This window comes from Arthrobacter caoxuetaonis, assembly GCF_023921125.1.
GTDB classification, from domain to species: domain Bacteria; phylum Actinomycetota; class Actinomycetes; order Actinomycetales; family Micrococcaceae; genus Arthrobacter_B; species Arthrobacter_B caoxuetaonis.
In genome coordinates this window covers 2080398-2097745 of record NZ_CP099466.1, presented here as the reverse complement: position 1 = coordinate 2097745, position 17348 = coordinate 2080398, and the positions used below count along the sequence as shown (strand labels likewise).

General features: G+C 66.6%; 14 protein-coding genes. 8 read left to right on the top strand and 6 right to left on the bottom strand.

What is annotated here, in order from left to right; translation table 11 throughout:
- Positions 1-74 precede the first annotated feature (74 nt).
- The 3 genes from NF551_RS09565 to NF551_RS09555 all read right to left on the bottom strand — a co-directional run bounded on the left by NF551_RS09565 (position 75) and on the right by NF551_RS09555 (position 2192).
- Positions 75-704: an MBL fold metallo-hydrolase gene (locus NF551_RS09565; protein ID WP_227895655.1), complete on the bottom strand. Its 630-nt coding sequence runs from the start codon at positions 702-704 to the stop codon at positions 75-77.
- Entirely contained in the window at positions 704-1789 is a 1086-nt protein-coding gene (locus NF551_RS09560) for an S-(hydroxymethyl)mycothiol dehydrogenase (protein ID WP_227895656.1), read from the bottom strand. The genes NF551_RS09565 and NF551_RS09560 overlap by 1 nt, the downstream gene beginning before the upstream one ends.
- A 130-nt stretch (positions 1790-1919) precedes the next feature.
- Positions 1920-2192 (bottom strand): mycoredoxin, encoded by a 273-nt coding sequence (locus NF551_RS09555; RefSeq protein ID WP_227895657.1) that lies wholly within the window; start codon positions 2190-2192, stop codon positions 1920-1922.
- A gap of 173 nt (positions 2193-2365) precedes the next feature.
- Here NF551_RS09555 and NF551_RS09550 point away from each other — a divergent pair, with 173 nt between their 5' ends.
- Positions 2366-3151 carry an SOS response-associated peptidase gene (locus NF551_RS09550; protein ID WP_227895658.1) on the top strand — a complete coding sequence of 262 codons (786 nt, stop codon included), beginning with the start codon at positions 2366-2368 and terminating at the stop codon, positions 3149-3151.
- Positions 3152-3177: 26 nt separating this feature from the next.
- On the opposite strand, the gene NF551_RS09545 is transcribed toward NF551_RS09550, so the two are convergent.
- A complete protein-coding gene (locus NF551_RS09545) occupies positions 3178-3612 on the bottom strand; it encodes a VOC family protein (protein WP_227895659.1) in 435 nt (144 codons plus the stop codon).
- 201 nt (positions 3613-3813) lie between these two features.
- On the opposite strand from NF551_RS09545, the gene NF551_RS09540 reads away from it, so the two are divergent.
- Together NF551_RS09540 and NF551_RS09535 are read left to right on the top strand one after the other, a co-directional pair.
- The gene (locus tag NF551_RS09540) at positions 3814-6039 is read left to right on the top strand and encodes an MMPL family transporter (protein ID WP_227895660.1); all 2226 of its coding nucleotides are present in this window, start codon (positions 3814-3816) and stop codon (positions 6037-6039) included.
- A 10-nt stretch (positions 6040-6049) separates the two neighbouring features.
- Entirely contained in the window at positions 6050-6391 is a 342-nt protein-coding gene (locus NF551_RS09535) for a chorismate mutase (protein ID WP_227895661.1), read from the top strand.
- Positions 6392-6404: 13 nt separating this feature from the next.
- Here NF551_RS09535 and NF551_RS09530 read toward each other — a convergent pair whose 3' ends face one another.
- A complete protein-coding gene (locus NF551_RS09530; protein WP_227895662.1) occupies positions 6405-7706 on the bottom strand; it encodes a CoA transferase in 1302 nt (433 codons plus the stop codon).
- 115 nt (positions 7707-7821) lie between these two features.
- On the opposite strand from NF551_RS09530, the gene NF551_RS09525 reads away from it, so the two are divergent.
- Complete coding sequence (locus tag NF551_RS09525; RefSeq protein WP_227895663.1) at positions 7822-8448, top strand: DUF2087 domain-containing protein; 627 nt, start codon at positions 7822-7824, stop codon at positions 8446-8448.
- 22 nt (positions 8449-8470) lie between these two features.
- Here the strand turns inward: NF551_RS09525 and NF551_RS09520 are convergent, their stop codons facing one another.
- On the bottom strand, positions 8471-9571 hold the full coding sequence (locus NF551_RS09520; protein WP_227895664.1) for a DUF2776 family protein: 1101 nt from the start codon (positions 9569-9571) through the stop codon (positions 8471-8473).
- A 422-nt stretch (positions 9572-9993) separates the two neighbouring features.
- Between NF551_RS09520 and NF551_RS09515 the strand changes: the two genes are divergently transcribed.
- The 4 genes from NF551_RS09515 (at position 9994) to NF551_RS09500 (ending at position 17327) form a co-directional block, all read left to right on the top strand.
- Positions 9994-11490, top strand: coding sequence for an MDR family MFS transporter (locus tag NF551_RS09515; protein ID WP_227895665.1), 1497 nt, complete (start codon positions 9994-9996; stop codon positions 11488-11490).
- Positions 11491-11819: 329 nt separating this feature from the next.
- Entirely contained in the window at positions 11820-13415 is a 1596-nt protein-coding gene (locus tag NF551_RS09510; RefSeq protein WP_227895666.1) for an MDR family MFS transporter, read from the top strand.
- Positions 13416-13556: 141 nt separating this feature from the next.
- Complete coding sequence (locus NF551_RS09505; RefSeq protein ID WP_227895667.1) at positions 13557-13868, top strand: DUF6504 family protein; 312 nt, start codon at positions 13557-13559, stop codon at positions 13866-13868.
- A gap of 12 nt (positions 13869-13880) precedes the next feature.
- Positions 13881-17327, top strand: coding sequence for a DNA polymerase III subunit alpha (locus NF551_RS09500; protein WP_227895668.1), 3447 nt, complete (start codon positions 13881-13883; stop codon positions 17325-17327).
- The last annotated feature ends 21 nt before the right edge of the window (positions 17328-17348 follow it).

Below are 17348 nucleotides of genomic sequence, written 5' to 3'. Positions count from 1 at the left end.
CCCGGGAGGACAGCTGCGGCACGCGCTGCGAGCCGCAGCTGTCCTCTCGATGAGCGCCAGGAAATGGGCCGGAGCTAGTGGCCCCGGGCGATCCATTCCTGCAGGTGCGGCGCCTCAGCACCGATCGACGTCGAATCCCCGTGGCCGGTATTCACCACCGTTTCCGCAGGCAGGGTCAGCAGCCGGGTGCGGATCGATTCGATGATGGTATCGAAGTCGCTGTAGGAGCGGCCCGTGGCTCCGGGGCCTCCGCTGAACAGCGTGTCACCGGAGAACACGGTTCCCAGTTCGGGGGCGTAGAAGCAGACCGATCCGGGGGAGTGGCCGGGGGTGTGAAGGGCTTCGAGGGTGACTCCGGCGATTTCGAACGTGTCGCCGTCCTCGATGACGTCATCCGGTCCTTCGTCCGGGAACACTGCGTCCCAGAGCATCCGGTCTTCTGGGTGCAGGAACACCGGTGCACTGAACCGGTCCTGGGCGGCAAGGGCCGCCCGGATGTGGTCATCGTGGCCGTGCGTCAGCAGGATGCCCATGACTTCCCGCTCGCCGACCGCGGCTTCGATGGCGTCAACGTCGTGGGCCGGGTCGATGATGATCACCTGCGCGTCGTCACCGATAATCCACACGTTGTTGTCCACGTCCCAGGTGCCGCCGTCCAGGCTGAACGTACCGGAGGTGACGACCTTGTCGATCCGTGCCGCCATTAGAGCTCCACCACCGAACGCAGGACCTTGCCGTCGTGCATCTTGGTGAACGCTTCCTCGATGTCGCCCAGGCCAATCCGCTCGGAGACGAAGGCGTCCAGATCCAGCCGGCCCAGCTTGTACTGCTCCACCAGCATCGGGAAGTCGCGCGAGGGCAGGCAGTCGCCGTACCAGGAGGACTTCAGCGATCCGCCGCGGCCAAACACGTCCGCCAGCGGCAGTTCGATCTGCATCTCGGGAGTCGGCACGCCGACCAGGACCACACGTCCGGCCAGGTCACGCGCATAGAAGGCCTGCTTGTAGGTTTCCGGACGGCCCACGGCTTCAATGACGACGTCGGCACCGTTGCCGCCGGTGAGGGCGCGGATAGCTTCGACCGGATCTTCTTCGCGGGAGTTGATGCCGTGCGTCGCGCCGTTGGCCAGGGCCAGGTCGACCTTCGCGGAATCGATGTCCACGGCGATAATCGTGGTGGCACCGGCGAGCTTGGCACCGGCAATCGCAGCAATACCGACGCCGCCGCAGCCGATCACTGCCACCGATTCCCCGCGCTTGACCTCGCCGGTGTTGATTGCCGCACCGATGCCGGCCATCACACCGCAGCCGAGCAGGCCCACCGCAGCCGGATCGACGTCGTCGTCCACCTTGGTGCACTGGCCGGCGGCTACCAGCGTCTTCTCGGCGAATGCACCGATGCCCAGGGCGGGCGAGAGTTCCGTGCCGTCTTCGAGGGTCATCTTCTGGGTGGCGTTGTGGGTGTTGAAGCAGTACTGCGGCTGGCCCTTGCGGCAGGCACGGCATTCGCCGCACACGGCTCGCCAGTTCAGGATCACGCGGTCGCCCGGGGCTACTTCGGTGACATCGGGTCCGACGGCGGAGACCACGCCGGTGGCTTCGTGTCCCAGGAGGAAGGGGTAGTCATCGCTGATCCCGCCCTGCTTGTAGTGCAGGTCGGTGTGGCAGACACCGCAGGTGAGGATGTCCACGAGTGCTTCACCGGGCCCGGGGTCCGGAACCAGGATGGTCTCCAGGGATACCGGAGCGTTCTTTTCCTTGACTACTACAGCTTGGACCTTGTGAACCATGGGGGAGGGCTGCCTCTCGGGAGATGTCTCAGGGGCACCCCGGCGTTCCGGGGCTACTGTTCCATCCTAGGGACGCCGATGCCGGGAGTCACTTTCGCGGCTCCCGGCATCGGAACAGTGTTCGGGCAGGTCAGAGGCCCAGGCGGGACTTCACCTCGGCGGCGGACGGATTGGTGGCAGCCGAGCCGTCGGGGAAGAGGACCGTGGGGACGGTTTGGTTGCCGCCGTTGAGGGACTCGACGAGTTCCGCGGTGCCCTCGGTATTTTCGATGTTGACCTCGGTGTAGCCGATGCCCTGGGCATCCAGCTGGGACTTCAGGCGACGGCAGTAGCCGCACCAGCTGGTCGAGAACATGGTGATGGTTCCGGCTGCGGGGAGGAAGGTTTCGGCGGGTGCGGTCATGAGGCAATTCTCCTTGCTGGGTGTTTGTACTGCCGGTTGTGCTGCCAAGGGAACATCAGCGGACGGATTTTCATTCCCAGGCAGCGGGGCCGGCGGGCGGGGAAAAGAAGGGGAAGGCCCGGGGGCGCGCCGGGGAATTCCCTGCCCGCACTCCTGCCGGGCAGACTGGAGACATGTGCGGTCGATACGTCATGGCCAGGGCCATTGGGGACCTGGTGGCGGAAGCAGAAGCGGAAGCGGATGCGAACCTTGAGCTCAGGCAGTCCTGGAACGTGGCCCCCACGTCGGACGTGCCGGTGGTCCTGGAACGGCTGGTGCACGGTGCCCGGGTCCGGCAGATCCACACGGCCCGCTGGGGGCTGGTTCCGGCCTGGGCGAAGGACATTTCCGTGGGGGTGCGCGGGTTTAACGCGCGCAGCGAGACGCTGCTGGAGAAGCCCACGTTCCGGGAAGCAGTCCTCTCACGGCGGTGTGCGGTGCCCATGGACGGATACTACGAATGGAAGAAGGGCCCGGGCGGTATCAAGCAGCCGTACATCGTGCGCCGGACCGACGGAAAGCTGAGCTGGTTCGCCGGCCTTTACGAATGGTGGGCCGACCCTGCGGTCCCGGCCGGGCAGGACGGCCGGTGGCTGCTCTCAACCTCGATTATTACCCTGGCCGCTCCCGATCCCCGGGACGCTGATCCCGTCCTGGCCAGCCTGGGGTCCCTTCACGACCGGCTGCCCCTGCCGCTCTCAGCCGCTGCGCTCGCGGACTGGATCAGGCCCGGGACGCTGGGGCAGGCTGCGGCCATTGACCTGTTGGCGGGAGCATTGGACCAGGCTTATGCAACCGCCGGGCAGTTCCGGCTCGACCCGGCCGACCACGCTGTGGGAAATGTCAGCAACGACGGTCCGTGGCTGCTGGAGGCCGCCACAGCACGTCCGGCGTCAGCGCCGGAGGACGCGCTGTTCTAGGACTCCGAAAACCCTGGAGTGGAGACCTAGGATTCCAGGACGGACAGGGTGACGTTTCCTTCCGCATCCACGGACAGGCCGGGGTTGTGGCAGATTTCCCAGCGGAAGCCGTCCGGGTCGGTGAAGTACCCGGAGTATCCGCCCCAGCTCATCTGCGTTCCGGGGGCAGCGATGGACCCGCCGGCAGCCGCTGCTTCATGCAGGATCGCATCGACGTCCTTCGGTGACTCCACGTTGTGTGCCAGGGTGACCGGCGCCATGGCCGCGGAACCGGTGGCTCCGGACTCCGCGGCAAGGTGGTCATTGCGGAAAAATGACAGCACGATGCCGTGTCCAACCTGGAAGAACACGACTTCCCCGGGGACGTACTGCAGCGCGTTCCAGCCAAGCCGGCAGTAAAAAGCATAGGTAACTTCGACGTCGCTCACGCCAAGGGTGACGACGCTCAACTGGGGCAGCATGTACTGATCCTGCCACTGAACCGGCATCAAACCCAGAATATGGCGAAGAGGTTTCATCCCGCCGGGAGAGGGATCCGTCCTGCAGCCTGTTGACGCGGCGGGACCGGAAGGTCTCTCATGGAAGGCGGCAGTGCACGTCCACGGGCGGGGTGATGGCCGGTTTGAGCCAACCCGCGCTCTCGCGAGAATGCGACGAGGCCCATGAGCACAGCGATCTCCCCGAACCCCGGCCCACACGAGCGCCCTGATGCAGACTCAGCCAGGCCAGGGCCCCCGGCCTGGCTGCGCATCCTCATTCCCGTGGTGCTGATTATTGTCTGGTTCGTGGTGGGCGGGATCGGCGGTCCGTACTTCGGGAAGATCAGCGAAGTCACCGAAAACGACCAGTCGTCCTATCTTCCCGCCAGCAGTGCTTCCACGCAGGTCGCAGACCTGCAGGCGCAGTTCAGCGACAGCAACGCGATTCCAGCAGTCGTGATTTTCGTCAACGACGCCGGACTGACGGACGCGGACAAAACGTTCATTGAGGACCGGACGCAGGCGCTCGCAGGCACCCAGGGAGTGGACGGGAGTGTTTCCCCGGTCCAGTATTCCGAGGACGGCAAGGCTGCCGAACTGTTCGTGCCCGTGGCGGATGACTCTGAGGCCGCCGCGACGGTGGAAAACCTGCGCAGCGTCATAGCCGACGGCCAGCCCCAGGACCTGTCCGGGTATGTCACGGGCCCAGCCGGGCAGCTGGCAGACATCTCCGATGCTTTTGGCGGGATCGACGGGACACTGCTCCTGGTCGCGGTGGGCGCTGTCCTGCTCATCCTGATCATTGTCTACCGATCGCCGCTGCTGCCTATCCTTGTGCTGCTGACCTCGATCTTCGCCCTGTCTGCCGCGATCCTGGTGGTCTACTGGCTGGCAGACGCGGACCTGCTGAGCATCAACGGGCAGGTCCAGGGCATTCTTTTCATTCTGGGCATTGGTGCAGCCACGGATTATTCGCTGCTCTATGTCTCGCGGTACCGGGAATCGCTGCGCGATCACCGGGACCGCTGGACGGCAACCTGGGCTGCGTTGAAGGGAACGTTCGAACCGGTGCTGGCTTCTGCCGCGACCGTGATCGCAGGCCTGCTGTGCCTGCTGCTGAGCGACCTGAATTCCAACAAGGCACTGGCACCGGTCGCTTCGATTGGCATTGCCTTCTCCTTCCTGTCGGCTATGACGCTGCTCCCGGCCCTGCTGTTCGTTTTCGGCCGGGCGGCCTTCTGGCCCCGCCGCCCCGCGGTCGGCTCAGGGCACGCCGAGCTCGACCACGAGTCCAAGGGACTCTGGGCGCGGACAGCCCGGATCATCAGGGCCCACCCGCGGCGTACCTGGCTTATCTGCGCAGTTGTCCTGGCTATAGCGGCCATCGGCACTGTGCAGTTCCGGGCCAGCGGGGTGCCGCAGAGCGACTTTGTGCTGGGCGAGACGCAATCAGCGGACGGCCAGGAAGCACTGGGCGAGCATTTCCCCTCGGGCTCCGGCAGCCCGGTGCTGATCATCGCACCGCAGGATGAGCTGCAGGCCGTGGCCAACACAGTGCTGGCCAACCCGAACATCAATTCCGTGACCGTCGCGGCCAGCGGCACCCCGGCCGGTCAGCTTCCGGTAACTTCCGACGGCGTTCAGGTGCCGCCGATCCCCGGCGCCGAGTCCGCTGCGCCCAAGACGGTGGACGGGAAGGTGCTGCTGGAGGCCACCCTGACCCAGGACGCCGATTCGCCCGGAGCCGAAGACACGGTGCGCGATCTGCGTTCGGACCTCTCGGAAGACGAGGGTGTCCTGGTTGGCGGCACCACGGCCACCAACGTGGACACCAATGACGCCGCCCTCCATGACCGGAACCTGATCATCCCGGTGGTACTGGTAGTCATCCTGTTCCTGCTGATGCTGCTGCTGCGCGCGATCCTTGCCCCGGTACTGCTGATCCTCACCGTCATGCTCTCCTTCGGAGCCACCCTCGGCATTTCGGCGCTGCTGTTCAACTACGTCCTGGACTTCCCGGGTGCGGACCCGGCAGTTCCGCTGTACGGGTTTATTTTCCTGGTGGCCCTGGGCGTGGACTACAACATCTTCCTGATGACCCGGGTCCGGGAGGAGAGCATCCGCCACGGAACCAGGGACGGAGTGATCCGCGGATTGATGATCACCGGCGGGGTGATCACCTCAGCCGGGATTGTGCTCGCGGCGACGTTCGCCGCGCTGGGTGTGATCCCCGTGCTGTTCCTGGCACAGCTGGCGTTCATTGTCTCCTTCGGGGTGCTGCTGGACACCCTGGTGGTGCGCTCCCTGCTGGTTCCCGCTCTGTCCTACGACATCGGCCCGCGGATCTGGTGGCCCTCGAAACTCGGCCGGCCCGCGGAGCAGGGCAAGGCCGCAGCGGGGTCCCGGTAAACTCGAACCTATGGGAGAAACAGTGGAAACAGACCCGACTACCGAACAGCTTGGGGCCGTGCGCACGGCCATTGACGAGATCGACGAAGAAATTGTTGCGCTGATCTGGCGCCGCGAACGCCTGGTCCGGCTTGCCGGGGGCCTGAAGGACGACGACGCCCAGGTCCGCGCCCGGGACCGCGTAGAGGAAGTCATCAATCACGTGCGGGAAGCCGCCGAAGCACAGGAACAGGACTCCACGGTCGTGGAAAAGACCTACCGCGCCATGATCGACGCTTTCATCGACTACGAGCTGCGCACCCGGCGCGAAGACGAAACGCAGGCAAAACTGGACGCTTTCAGCCGCAGCTAGCCCGGTTCGCCGGCTACCAGGCCGCGGGCGCTGATCCCAGCGGTGCCGCGGGCAGCTCCCACTTCATGACGGGAACCGGTCCTACCGAACTGAAGACAACGGGCGGTGCCAGGCGCTCGCCGGGTCCCCAGTACGTCTGCTCCGCCGTCCGCGGCAGGGCGGGGGCGGACGGTTCCTTCGGGAACTCCCAGGGCGGGGGCACCGGACGGCGGGCCTCCGCAGCACGCTGCAGTTCCGCCGCTGTCCGGGCCAGGGAGAGCCTAGCTGCATACACCTCCCCGTCCAGCCGCCGGGACCAGGCCCGAACGGCTGCCGCTGCAGCCAGATACCCGGTGGCGTGGTCCAGCGCCTGGACCGGCAGCGGCCGCGGCGCACCCGCCGCAGACCAGGCCATGCCGGCGTCGGCGATTCCCGACGCCGTCTGCACCAGGGAATCAAAACCCCGGCGGCCGCGCCACGGCCCGGTCCAGCCCCAGGCATTGACCGCCACGGTTACGACGCCGGGGCACAGCTGCTGGAGGCGGTGTTCGTCCAGTCCCAGTCCGGTCAGGGCACCGGGACGGTAGCCGTGCACCACCAGGTCTGCGGCTGAGATCAGCTCGCGGACCTTCGCAGCACCGCCGGGCGTACGGAGGTCCAGCCGGGTACAGCTCTTGCCCACCGTCATCTCCGCTTCCAGTGCCGGCTCCTGCCAGCCGGGCGGATCAACGCGCAGGACCCGGGCACCGAATCCGGCAAGAAACCTGGTAGCCACCGGTCCGGCGATGACGCGGGTAAGATCCAGGACCCGGACACCGTCCAGCGGCCGTTCAGGGGACCCAGTCGTTTCAACGGGCAGCTGCGCGGCGCGCCGGGTCCAGCCGATGAGGGGTTCGGCCCGGACAGCCTGTCCCTGCGGATGTGCCTGCCACTGTTCCACCGTCCGCAGCCGGGCCGCACAGCCGCCGGCTTCCACCACGGCTTCTTCAAGTTCCCCGCCTTTCCATGCGCTGACGGCCACCGCCGCCGTCTCCGGGCCGGCATCCGCGGGCAGGCCCAGGACTGCGAGCGCAGCCCTGCGGTGATGAGGGGCGTTGGTATGCAGCCGTACCCAGCCGTCTGTACACGGGTAGTCACGGGAGAGGGGATCCCAGGGCGGCGGAACCTCCCATCCGGCAGGGCGGAAGGAGCCGCCGAACCAGGCACGGGAAAGATCCGGGAGGGCCTCAGCGTAGACCGGCAGGCCGGAGATGCGGGAAGCAAGCTCCGCAACCGCGCTGCCTGCTGCCGCTACGGACGCAGCCGCGAAGGAGCGCACGGGATAGCACGACTCCATGCGCAGCTCCCCTCGGTCCCGATTCCTGTTGCAGTAGGCTACGTCACAGATCATGGCCCGGACAGGCGCCGGCCGCACAAATATCCGCATCCATATGGCTTGAAAGGCACCGCAGTTGAAAGATCCAGGCACAGCCGGCAGTTCCAGATGGAAAGCGGCGGCTGCTGCGCTCGCAGATTCGCGCAGGCTGGACCTGTATGGCCGGATCATCACCGCGGCAGGGCAGGGCGAACCCCTCTCCGGCCGCGATCTGGACCGTGCCGGAACGAAGTCGCTGGACGTCCTGATGAAGGCGGGGCTGGTCCGGGACGGGCAGGACGGCCTGCATCCTGTCCCGGAGGTCTTCTCCCGCCTGCTCGCTGCGGACCGGGCGCCCAGGGATGAGTCCCCGCTGCGGCACCTGGGCCCGTCAAGCTCAGGCAGCCTGCCCTCCAAACGGGCCGACCGCCTGGAAGTCCTGCACTATCTGGCCGGTGAGGTCTTCTCACGGTACGGTGCCCTCGGCGCCGGTGCGCAGGGCCCGGAAACGGCCGACGCCGGCCCCGGCAGTGCGGCAGGTCCTCCCGGCCGTGCCCGGCTGACGGAAGCCGAGGTCACCGGGAGGCTCGCCGCCTTCACCACGGACCCGGCAATGTTCCGGCGGGCCATGGTCGATGAAGGAATCCTCCGCCGCAGCCCGGATGGGTCCCGCTACTGGCTCACCAGGCCGCGTCCGGCGGACGGTATTGAATTTGCCGGCTGAGCAGCAGCTCCCCGACCTGCCGCTAGGACGTTCCCTCTTCCAGGATCGACACGATTGAGAAGAGCGTGAAGCAGACAGCTCCGAGTCCAACCAGGACGTGCGCGCCGACAAAGAACGCCGGTTCCGTGCCTGCGGCTTCAAAAAGGAACGCGGCGAAGAACAGGCAGGTGAGCGCTGTTCCGATGGGCATGAGCGGGATGCGGTTGGCGAGGGCAAACGTGCGCCGCCAGACGAGCGCGAGCAGCAGCACCTTCGAGAGAATGCTGAAGCAGATCAGCCCAAGGCCGATCAGCACACATCCCGGTGCCAGCCGGTAGGGCTCGTTTGAGCTGAACAGCACAAAGAGCCCGAGGAGCAGGTTGACCATGCCCGCGGCACCGACGAGCCAGGCCCAGGCGAAACGCTCGCCGTCGCTGAACACGTTGCGCACCTGGCGCACGATGCTCGCGACGAGGGATATCAGCGACGTGCAGATCGCCGACAGGCCTATCAGAACGTGTCCTGCGACGAACCCGGGGATGTCTCCGCGCAGCAGCAGGCCGGTGGCCAGGGAGAAACCGGCGGCAGCGGCGGCACCCGGAACGATGATCAGCGCCGTCCCAACGGCGCGGGTATGGGCACCCTCCGGCGGGCCGCCCAACGGCTCAAGCAGCTGTGCCGACTGGATCAGCGTGAACTTTGTGGATGCGGCCGCTACGGTGCTGACGCAGGCGGCGACCAAGCCTACGCCGATCACGACGAAGCCTGCGGTGAGGTTCTCCGGGGTGTTGTCCCGGTTCGCCAGAACTATGCCCCAGAGGATGGCGGCGGCAGCGGCCACGTAGCCGGATAGGGGCAGGATGACCTCCCACACGCGCCCGTAACGGTTGATGAGCTGCCTGATAATGGTTGCCGCAGTCGTGAACAGGGCATAACAAATGGCGCTCAGCCCCACGGTGACGTGTCCGGCAATAAAGTGATCGGCGTCGTCGGGCCCGGCCAGGATGTAGAGGCCGTAAGACAGGCAGACCGCACCCATGAGAAGGGGGATGGCACGGAAAATGATGCTCATTGTCCGGTTCATGTTGTCCAGTTCATGGCGCACCCGGTAGGAAGAGGGGATCCCGTGCGGCTTCGACGTCATGGCCGGTCCGCGGTTAGTGCAAGTTTGCGCCCGTCATACCCGCGGAACAATGCCGGAGGCATGGAGCAGATCCCGGCTGCGGAAGTTCGTGCCCTCCGCAGCGGCGATGCCTGCCGGTCCGTGCAGTATTCGGGTCCAAGGGCCTCCGCCGACCGTTGACTTGGCAGGATGGCGGGCGTCTGATGGTTAGTGGGTTTTGGTTCCGGACCATCCACGGAGGACCTTCCAAGGAGGCGTCATTGGCCGCTCGATTTACTGCCCATGGAGCCGAAGCGACCCATACGGGGGCCCGCGCCGCCACTGATCTTGGGTCGCCGGCGTCGTCCTACCGTCTCCCGCCCGCATCTGCTGCCGCGGAGCCCCCTGGACCGACCGGCCAGCACGGCACACCAGCCCCGTCACCGCATAGCCGGCGGCAGATCGTGCTGGTATTTTCCGGCCTGATCATGGCCGTGCTGATCTCGGCCCTGGACCAGACCATCGTCTCCACCGCCCTTCCCACGATCGTGGGCGACCTGCAGGGACTGGACCATCTGTCCTGGGTCATCACCGCCTACCTGCTGACTTCCACAATCGGGCTGCCCATCTACGGCAAGCTCGGTGACCTGCTGGGCCGCAAGAACATCTTTATCTTCGCGATCATCGTCTTCCTCATCGGATCGGCGCTCTCCGGCCAGGCGCACAGCATGGCAGAGCTGATCACCTACCGGGCGCTGCAGGGCGTGGGCGGCGGCGGACTGATCATCGGTGCGCAGGCAATCATCGGGGACATCGTCCCCGCCCGCGAGCGCGGAAAATACATGGGACTGATCGGCGCTGCATTTGGAGTCGCCTCGGTCAGCGGACCGCTGCTTGGCGGCTACCTGACCCAGTACTGGTCATGGCGGTGGGTTTTCTACATCAACCTGCCGCTTGGAGCCATTGCCCTGGCGCTGATCATCACCTCCCTCCACCTGCCCAAGCGCAGCGCAGCCGGAATCAAGCTGGACTACCCCGGCGCCATCCTGCTCGCCTTCGCCAGTGCGGCACTGGTGGGCATTACCAGCTGGGGCGGAACCACGTACGCCTGGACGTCCCCGACCATCCTGGGCCTCGGCGCAGCAGCCCTGATCGCCATTGCCGTGTTCATCCCCGTAGAGCTGCGGGCTTCCGAGCCGATCCTTCCACTGCGGCTGTTCAAGATCCGCAACTTCGTGGTGTGCACGCTGGTGGGGCTCGCCGTCGGGCTGGCGATGTTTGGCAGCATCTCCTACCTGCCGACCTTCCTCCAGATGGTCAACGGAGCCAGCGCCACAGACTCGGGGCTGATGATGCTGCCTATGACGGCCGGCCTGCTGCTCAGTTCCATCGGGACCGGCCAGCTCATCTCCCGCACCGGACACTACAAGAGCTATCCGGTCCTGGGATCGCTGGTGATGATCCTGGGGCTGCTGCTGCTCTCACGCATCTCCGCGGAAACGCCGTACTGGTTTACTGCCCTGGGCATGTTCGTACTCGGCCTGGGAATTGGCGCGCTGATGCAGAACCTGGTGCTGATTGTGCAGAACAGTGTTCCGCCCCGGAACATGGGCACAGGGGTTTCCTCCGCGAACTACTTCCGGCAAATCGGCGGAACGCTGGGAATCGCCATCTACGGCTCCGTGTTTATCTCCCGGCTCAACGATGAGGTGGCCAACGCCCCTGATGCCGTGCGCGGGGTGACCAGCAGGGGAGTGAACTCCATCAGCCCCGAGCAGCTGAAGGCGCTGCCGGCCCCGGCGCGGGACTTCATCGCCGATGCCTTTGCAACCGCCCTGCCGCCGATCTTCCTGCTCGGAATCCCCGCACTGGGAGCGGCGTTCGTGCTGACACTTTTTATCCGGCAGATTCCCCTGGCCACAGAGGCAAACGTGCAGCTCGGCGGGGAGGCAAAACGCTGATGGTCCGCCCCGGTGCACACCCGGCAGTCCCGGCCCACGACGGCGGCACTGAAGTTTCCGGCGTACACGGGCACCCCAGGCACGCGGCCCAGGTCCCTGCCGGCTCCCCGGCTGTTCCGCTGCGGACCGACCGGGCAGGGAGGCCCAGGAAACCCCGGCACCGTAAAACGCCGGAGGAACGGCAGGCAGCCGCCCGGGAGGGTGCCATCCGGGCAGGCTTAACAGGCTCGGCAGGCCGAACACCCTGGATAGAGCCACGCTCGGCGGCAAGCCCGGGGGCACGTCCTGCGGGAGGGCGTGACTCCGGCCAGGAGGCACCCGGATCGGCAATGTCCGCAGCTCCCGGCCGGGAGACAGGGCCCGGTGCACCCGGATCGGGAACCCCCGGGGAAGCACCCGGGGAACCGGCCGGAGAAGGCGCGCGGCGGGGCCGGATACTGGTTTTCACCGGCCTTGTCCTCTCGGTCCTGCTCGCAGCGCTGGACCAGACCATCGTAGCCACGGCCCTGCCGACCATCGTGGGGGACCTGAACGGGCTGGAGCACCTGTCCTGGGTAGTTACCGCCTACATCCTGGCCGCGACGATCGGACTGCCCATCTACGGCAAGCTCGGTGACTTGTTCGGCCGCAAGAACATCTTCATCTTCGCGATTGCCGTGTTCCTGCTGGGGTCGGTGCTTTCGGGCCTGTCGCAGAGCATGGGCCAGCTGATCGCCTTCCGGGCCCTGCAGGGCATTGGCGGCGGCGGGCTGATGATTGGGGCGCAGGCGATCATCGGGGACCTGGTCTCCCCGCGGGAACGCGGACGGTACATGGGCCTGATCGGTGCCGCGTTCGGGCTGGCCTCAGTCGGCGGGCCGCTGCTGGGCGGCTGGATCACCGATTCCTGGTCCTGGCGGTGGGTCTTTTACATCAACGTGCCCATCGGCGCGGTGGCGCTCGCCGTGGTCATCATCTCCCTGCACCTGCCGCGGCACAGCGGGGTGCGGCCGCGCCTGGACTACCTGGGAGCGGCGCTGCTGGCGGCGGCTTCAACCGCGCTGATCCTGGTGACCAGCTGGGGCGGGACAACCTATGAGTGGTCCAGCCCGCAGATCCTGGGCCTCTCCGCTGCTGCCCTGCTGGCCGGGGGCGCCTTCGTGTGGGCGGAATCCCGGGCCTCGGAACCGATCCTGCCTCTGGGCCTGTTCCGGATGCGGAACTTCCTGGTGCCGGTGCTGGCGGGTATCGCCGTCGGAATTGCCATGTTCTCCACCATTTCCTACCTGCCTACTTTCCTGCAGATGGTGGGCGGGGCCAGTGCCACGCAGTCGGGCCTCATGATGCTGCCGATGATGGGAGGGCTGCTGCTGACCTCCATTGGCACGGGCCAGCTGATTTCGCGCACCGGCCGGTACAAGATCTACCCCGTTGCGGGGTGCGCCGTGGTGATCTGCGGGCTGCTGCTGCTTTCCCGCATTTCGGCCGAGACCCCCTACTGGTTCACGGCCGTGGGGATGGCGGTCCTGGGCATGGGAATCGGGGCGCTGCTGCAGAACCTCGTCCTGATTGTGCAGAACAGCGTGCCGCCGCGGACCATGGGAACGGCGATCTCCTCAGCCAACTACTTCCGCCAGATCGGCGCGTCCTTCGGCATTGCAGCGTTCGGGTCCATCTTCGTGAGCCGGCTGACGGACCAGCTGGCCGGCGCCCCCGCCGGGTCCGCGGACGCCATTCCCGGAGGGAGCATCAACTCGCTGACACCGGCCCTGCTGCAGAGCCTGCCGCCGCAGGCCCAGGAAGTGATCGCTTCAGCATTCGGGCAGGCCATGCCGCCGATTTTCCTGCTCAGCGTGCCCATCGTGGCCGCCGGCGGAGTGCTGTGCCTGTTCATTGAGGAGATACCGCTTTCGACGCAGTCCCGGGTTGAGGCGGCGTCGGAGTGAACCGGGCGCAGGACTCCCACCAGGTTCCTAGGCACCGCCGTGCCCATTGTCAGACGGGAGCCGTACACTGGAGTTCGAATATATGTTCGAATGTTTTCAGCCAGGTGTTTCAGCCTGGCCTAGGCACGTGGAGGGGCAGCCGTGGGACTTTTCAGCGAAGCAATAGAGGTGGTGTGCTCCCCGGCGGGCATCCCGCTGCGGCTTACCTGGCAGGGGAGGACCTACAAGGTCGCAGCCAATCCGGTGCGCTGGTATGAGCGCCGCAGCTGGTGGGAGGAAGAACCCCGGGCAGAACGCGGACACGGGGCCGGGCTGGTGGACTCGGAGATCTGGCGGGTGCAGGCACGCCTGAACCCCCGCTCCGCACTGCGCACCCTGGATATTTCCAGGCAGACTGCCTCCAACACCTGGCGGCTGATCCGGATCCATGACGCCCTGCGGGAAAGTGCCTAGCGTCCTGCTGCCATGAGCTTCACCCATCTCCACGCCGCCACCGCGTTCAGCGCCCACTACGGCACGTCCTGGCCGGATGAACTGGCCCGGTCCGCCGCAGCCGACGGCGCTGACGCGCTGGCCTGCACCGACAGGGACGGCCTGTACGGCACGGTCAAACACCTGCGCGCCTGCATGGATGCTGGAATAGACCCGGTCGTCGGGGTGGACCTCGCCATCCTGGACGGTGAAGGCAAAGATGCCGCCGTCACCGGGAGGGTGGTGATCCTGGCCCACGGGCACAACCGCGGCGCCGGATACCATGCGCTGTGCCGGCTGATCTCCGATGCACATGCAGGCACGTCGCCTTCCCGCGGCAGGGCCGGCAGGCCGGCCGGGATCACACTGGAACAGCTTGCCTCCCGGTCAGCCGGGAAGGACGGGGAACCGCTGCTCACTGTCCTGGTGGGCCCCTACTCCGACGTCGGACGTGCCATGCGCAGCCGCAGCTACGCCGTCGCGCGCACTCTCTTTCGCCGCTGGCTGGCGGTTGTGCCGCGTGCTGCGCTCGCCGTCGAGGTGGTCACCCACCTCAGCGCCCCGGGGGTAAACCTCAGCCTGGCCCACGCAGTACGGTTGCTCCGGCTCTCCGATGAGATGAACATTCCCGCAGTGCTGACCAACGCAGTGCGCTATGTGGATGAAGACGGAGCAGCTACCGCAGACGTGCTCGACGCCGCCCGTGCCCTGACCTCCATGGCGCAGCTGGCAGACCTGCAGCCCAATGGCCAGGGCTGGCTGAAGTCCGGGAAACAGATGGCCGCGCTCGCAGCGGAAATCAGCCACGAAGCCGGTTACGGGCGCTCCGGTGCGGCGAAACTGCTCGCCGCCACGGAGGCGCTCGCCGATTCCTGCCGCATCGACCCGGCGTCGGACATGGGATGGAAGCAGCCGGTGGTGCCGGAGGCCTCGGTCATCGGGATCGATACCGAACCGGGCCTTGAGCTGCGCGGACGCTGCGAAGCCGGCATCGGCAGGCGCTTCGGGCATCTGGATTCCACCGCGGAAGCGGCCATGCGCAACCGGCTCGAACACGAGCTGGGCATTATCGAACGGCTCGGTTTCGCGTCCTACTTCCTGACCGTCGCCGAAGTCTCCACGATGATTCGGGAAATGGGGGTGCGGGCAGCAGCCCGTGGTTCCGGAGCCTCCTCCCTGGTGAACTACCTGCTCGGGGTCAGCCACGTGAACCCGCTGGCCCACGACCTCATCTTCGAACGGTTCCTCTCCCGGGACCGCTCCACGCTGCCGGACATCGACATTGACGTGGAAAGCGCCGAACGGCACAACGTCTACCACCGCATCTTCGAACGCTTCGGCGCGCAGCGGGTGACCCTGATGAGCATGCAGAACGGATACCGGGCACGCGGGGCGGTGCGCGATGCCGGTATGGCCCTGGGCCTTCCCGAAGAGGAGGTCGGCGCCGTCGCGAAGGCTCTGTGGCGCTTCTCGGCCAGCCACTTCCGTGAGGCGCTCGCAGAGAAACCCGAACTGCGGGACGTTGCCGAGGCAGTCCAGCAGAACCGCCAGCTGGATCTGCTGGTGGACCTCACTGAGCGGCTGGACCGGCTGCCCCGGCACATCTCCATGCATCCGTGCGGGGTCATCCTGGGAGATACATCCCTGCTGGACCGCACCCCCGTGCAGCCCAGCGGCCTGGGCCTTCCCATGTCCCAGTTCGACAAGCACGACATGGATCCGATGGGCATGCTCAAGCTCGACGTGCTGGGCGTCCGCATGCAGTCGGCCATGGCGTTCGCGCTGAAGGAGATCATCCGGATCCACCCGGGCAGGGAGGAAGTGGCAGCTGCCGGCGCGCACCCGCCTGCTGCGGACGGAAGCCTTCCGGCCTGGATAGCCGACAACGGGCGGATCGACCTGGATGCCGTGCCGCTGGATGACGAACCCACCTATGACCTGATCTGCAGCACGCACACCCTGGGCTGCTTCCAGATCGAGTCCCCGGGCCAGCGCGAACTGGTGGGAAAAATGGCGCCGCGCGAATTCAACGACCTGATCATCGACATTTCACTCTTCCGGCCCGGCCCCATGAAATCGGACATGGTCCGTCCGTTCCTGGAACACCGCCACGGCTGGTCACCGGAGGAATACCCGCATGAATCGCTGCGCCCGGTGCTGGCCGAAACCCACGGAGTGACAGTTTTCCACGAACAGGTCCTGCGGACCTTCGACGTGTTCACCGGCTGCGGACTGGCCAAGGCAGATGAACTGCGCCGGCTGCTGGGAAATCCCGACGCCGAAACGGGGGTGGAGGACTTCTTCCGCCGGGCTGCGGAGAAACGCGGCTACGACGCGGAGACCATCGACAAGGTCTGGGAAACGCTGAAGGCCTTCGGCAGCTTCGGATTCTGCAAAGCCCACGGTGCTGCCTTCGCGGTTCCCACCTACCAGTCCGCCTGGCTCAAGACCCATCACCCCGAAGCCTTCCTCGCCGGCATTTTCGAACATGATCCCGGAATGTATCCCCGGCGGCTGTTGGTTGCCGAAGCCCGGAGGATGGGCATTCCGATCCTGCCGCTGGACATCAACCGCAGCGGAGAACAGTACCGCGTGGAACGGGTACCGGCCGTGCCCGCGGGCCCGGGCCGGAAGGGCCAGCCGGAACGCCTGGGCATCCGGCTGAGCTTCGCGGGAATCTACGGCCTCTCGGCCGCTGAAGTCCGCAGGATCGCCGCCGGGCAGCCGTTCGACTCCCTGGCGGACCTGCGGGCCCGCGCCAAATTGTCCAGGCCGTCGCTCCAGCGCCTGGCCCAGCTGGGTGCCTTCGATTCGCTCACCCGCGAGACCGGGTCCCGCGGCAGCCGGGCGGACCTGCTGCAGCATCTGGCTGAGACAACCGGGAAATCCGGGTCCCGGAAATACGATCCCATTCCCGGCCAGCTGTCCCTGCCGCTGGGGGACACGGAACTGGCGAACCTGGTTCCCCAGCTGCCTGAACCAACGCTGCCGGAACGGGTCCGCACCGAACTTGACCTGCTCGCCGTCGACGTCAGCGCCCATCTGGTGGACAGCTATGAACCGCTGCTGGCAGCCCTGGGCGTGACCAAAGCCGAATCGCTGCTGCAGCTGCGCAACGGCTCAGAGGTGCTGGTGGCCGGCATCCGGGTCGCCACGCAGACTCCGCCGATGCGCGGCGGGCGCCGCGTGGTGTTCATCAGCCTCGACGACGGCACGGGATGCGTGGACTGCACCTTCTTCACTGAAGCCCAGGAAAAGACCGGCCCCCTGCTCTTTGGCACCGAACTGATGCTGATCCGGGGGCTCACCCGCCGCACGGGAGCCCGGGGGATGAGCCTGCAGGCGCTTCAGGCCTGGGACCTTACGGACACAGCTTCCCTGCCCGTAAGTCCAGCCCCGGATGAGCGCGGCAGGTTGGTGGGGCCCAAGCACAGCGGATAACATCGTAAAGGCGTGCCATTG

Coding starts and splice junctions, on each gene's coding strand:
- NF551_RS09565 (WP_227895655.1), bottom strand. CDS start 704: ATGGCGGCACGGATCGACAAGGTCGTCACCTCCGGTACGTTCAGCCTG.
- NF551_RS09560 (WP_227895656.1), bottom strand. CDS start 1,789: ATGGTTCACAAGGTCCAAGCTGTAGTAGTCAAGGAAAAGAACGCTCCG.
- NF551_RS09555 (WP_227895657.1), bottom strand. CDS start 2,192: ATGACCGCACCCGCCGAAACCTTCCTCCCCGCAGCCGGAACCATCACC.
- NF551_RS09550 (WP_227895658.1), top strand. CDS start 2,366: ATGTGCGGTCGATACGTCATGGCCAGGGCCATTGGGGACCTGGTGGCG.
- NF551_RS09545 (WP_227895659.1), bottom strand. CDS start 3,612: ATGCTGCCCCAGTTGAGCGTCGTCACCCTTGGCGTGAGCGACGTCGAA.
- NF551_RS09540 (WP_227895660.1), top strand. CDS start 3,814: ATGAGCACAGCGATCTCCCCGAACCCCGGCCCACACGAGCGCCCTGAT.
- NF551_RS09535 (WP_227895661.1), top strand. CDS start 6,050: ATGGGAGAAACAGTGGAAACAGACCCGACTACCGAACAGCTTGGGGCC.
- NF551_RS09530 (WP_227895662.1), bottom strand. CDS start 7,706: ATGGAGTCGTGCTATCCCGTGCGCTCCTTCGCGGCTGCGTCCGTAGCG.
- NF551_RS09520 (WP_227895664.1), bottom strand. CDS start 9,571: ATGACGTCGAAGCCGCACGGGATCCCCTCTTCCTACCGGGTGCGCCAT.
- NF551_RS09510 (WP_227895666.1), top strand. CDS start 11,820: ATGTCCGCAGCTCCCGGCCGGGAGACAGGGCCCGGTGCACCCGGATCG.
- NF551_RS09500 (WP_227895668.1), top strand. CDS start 13,881: ATGAGCTTCACCCATCTCCACGCCGCCACCGCGTTCAGCGCCCACTAC.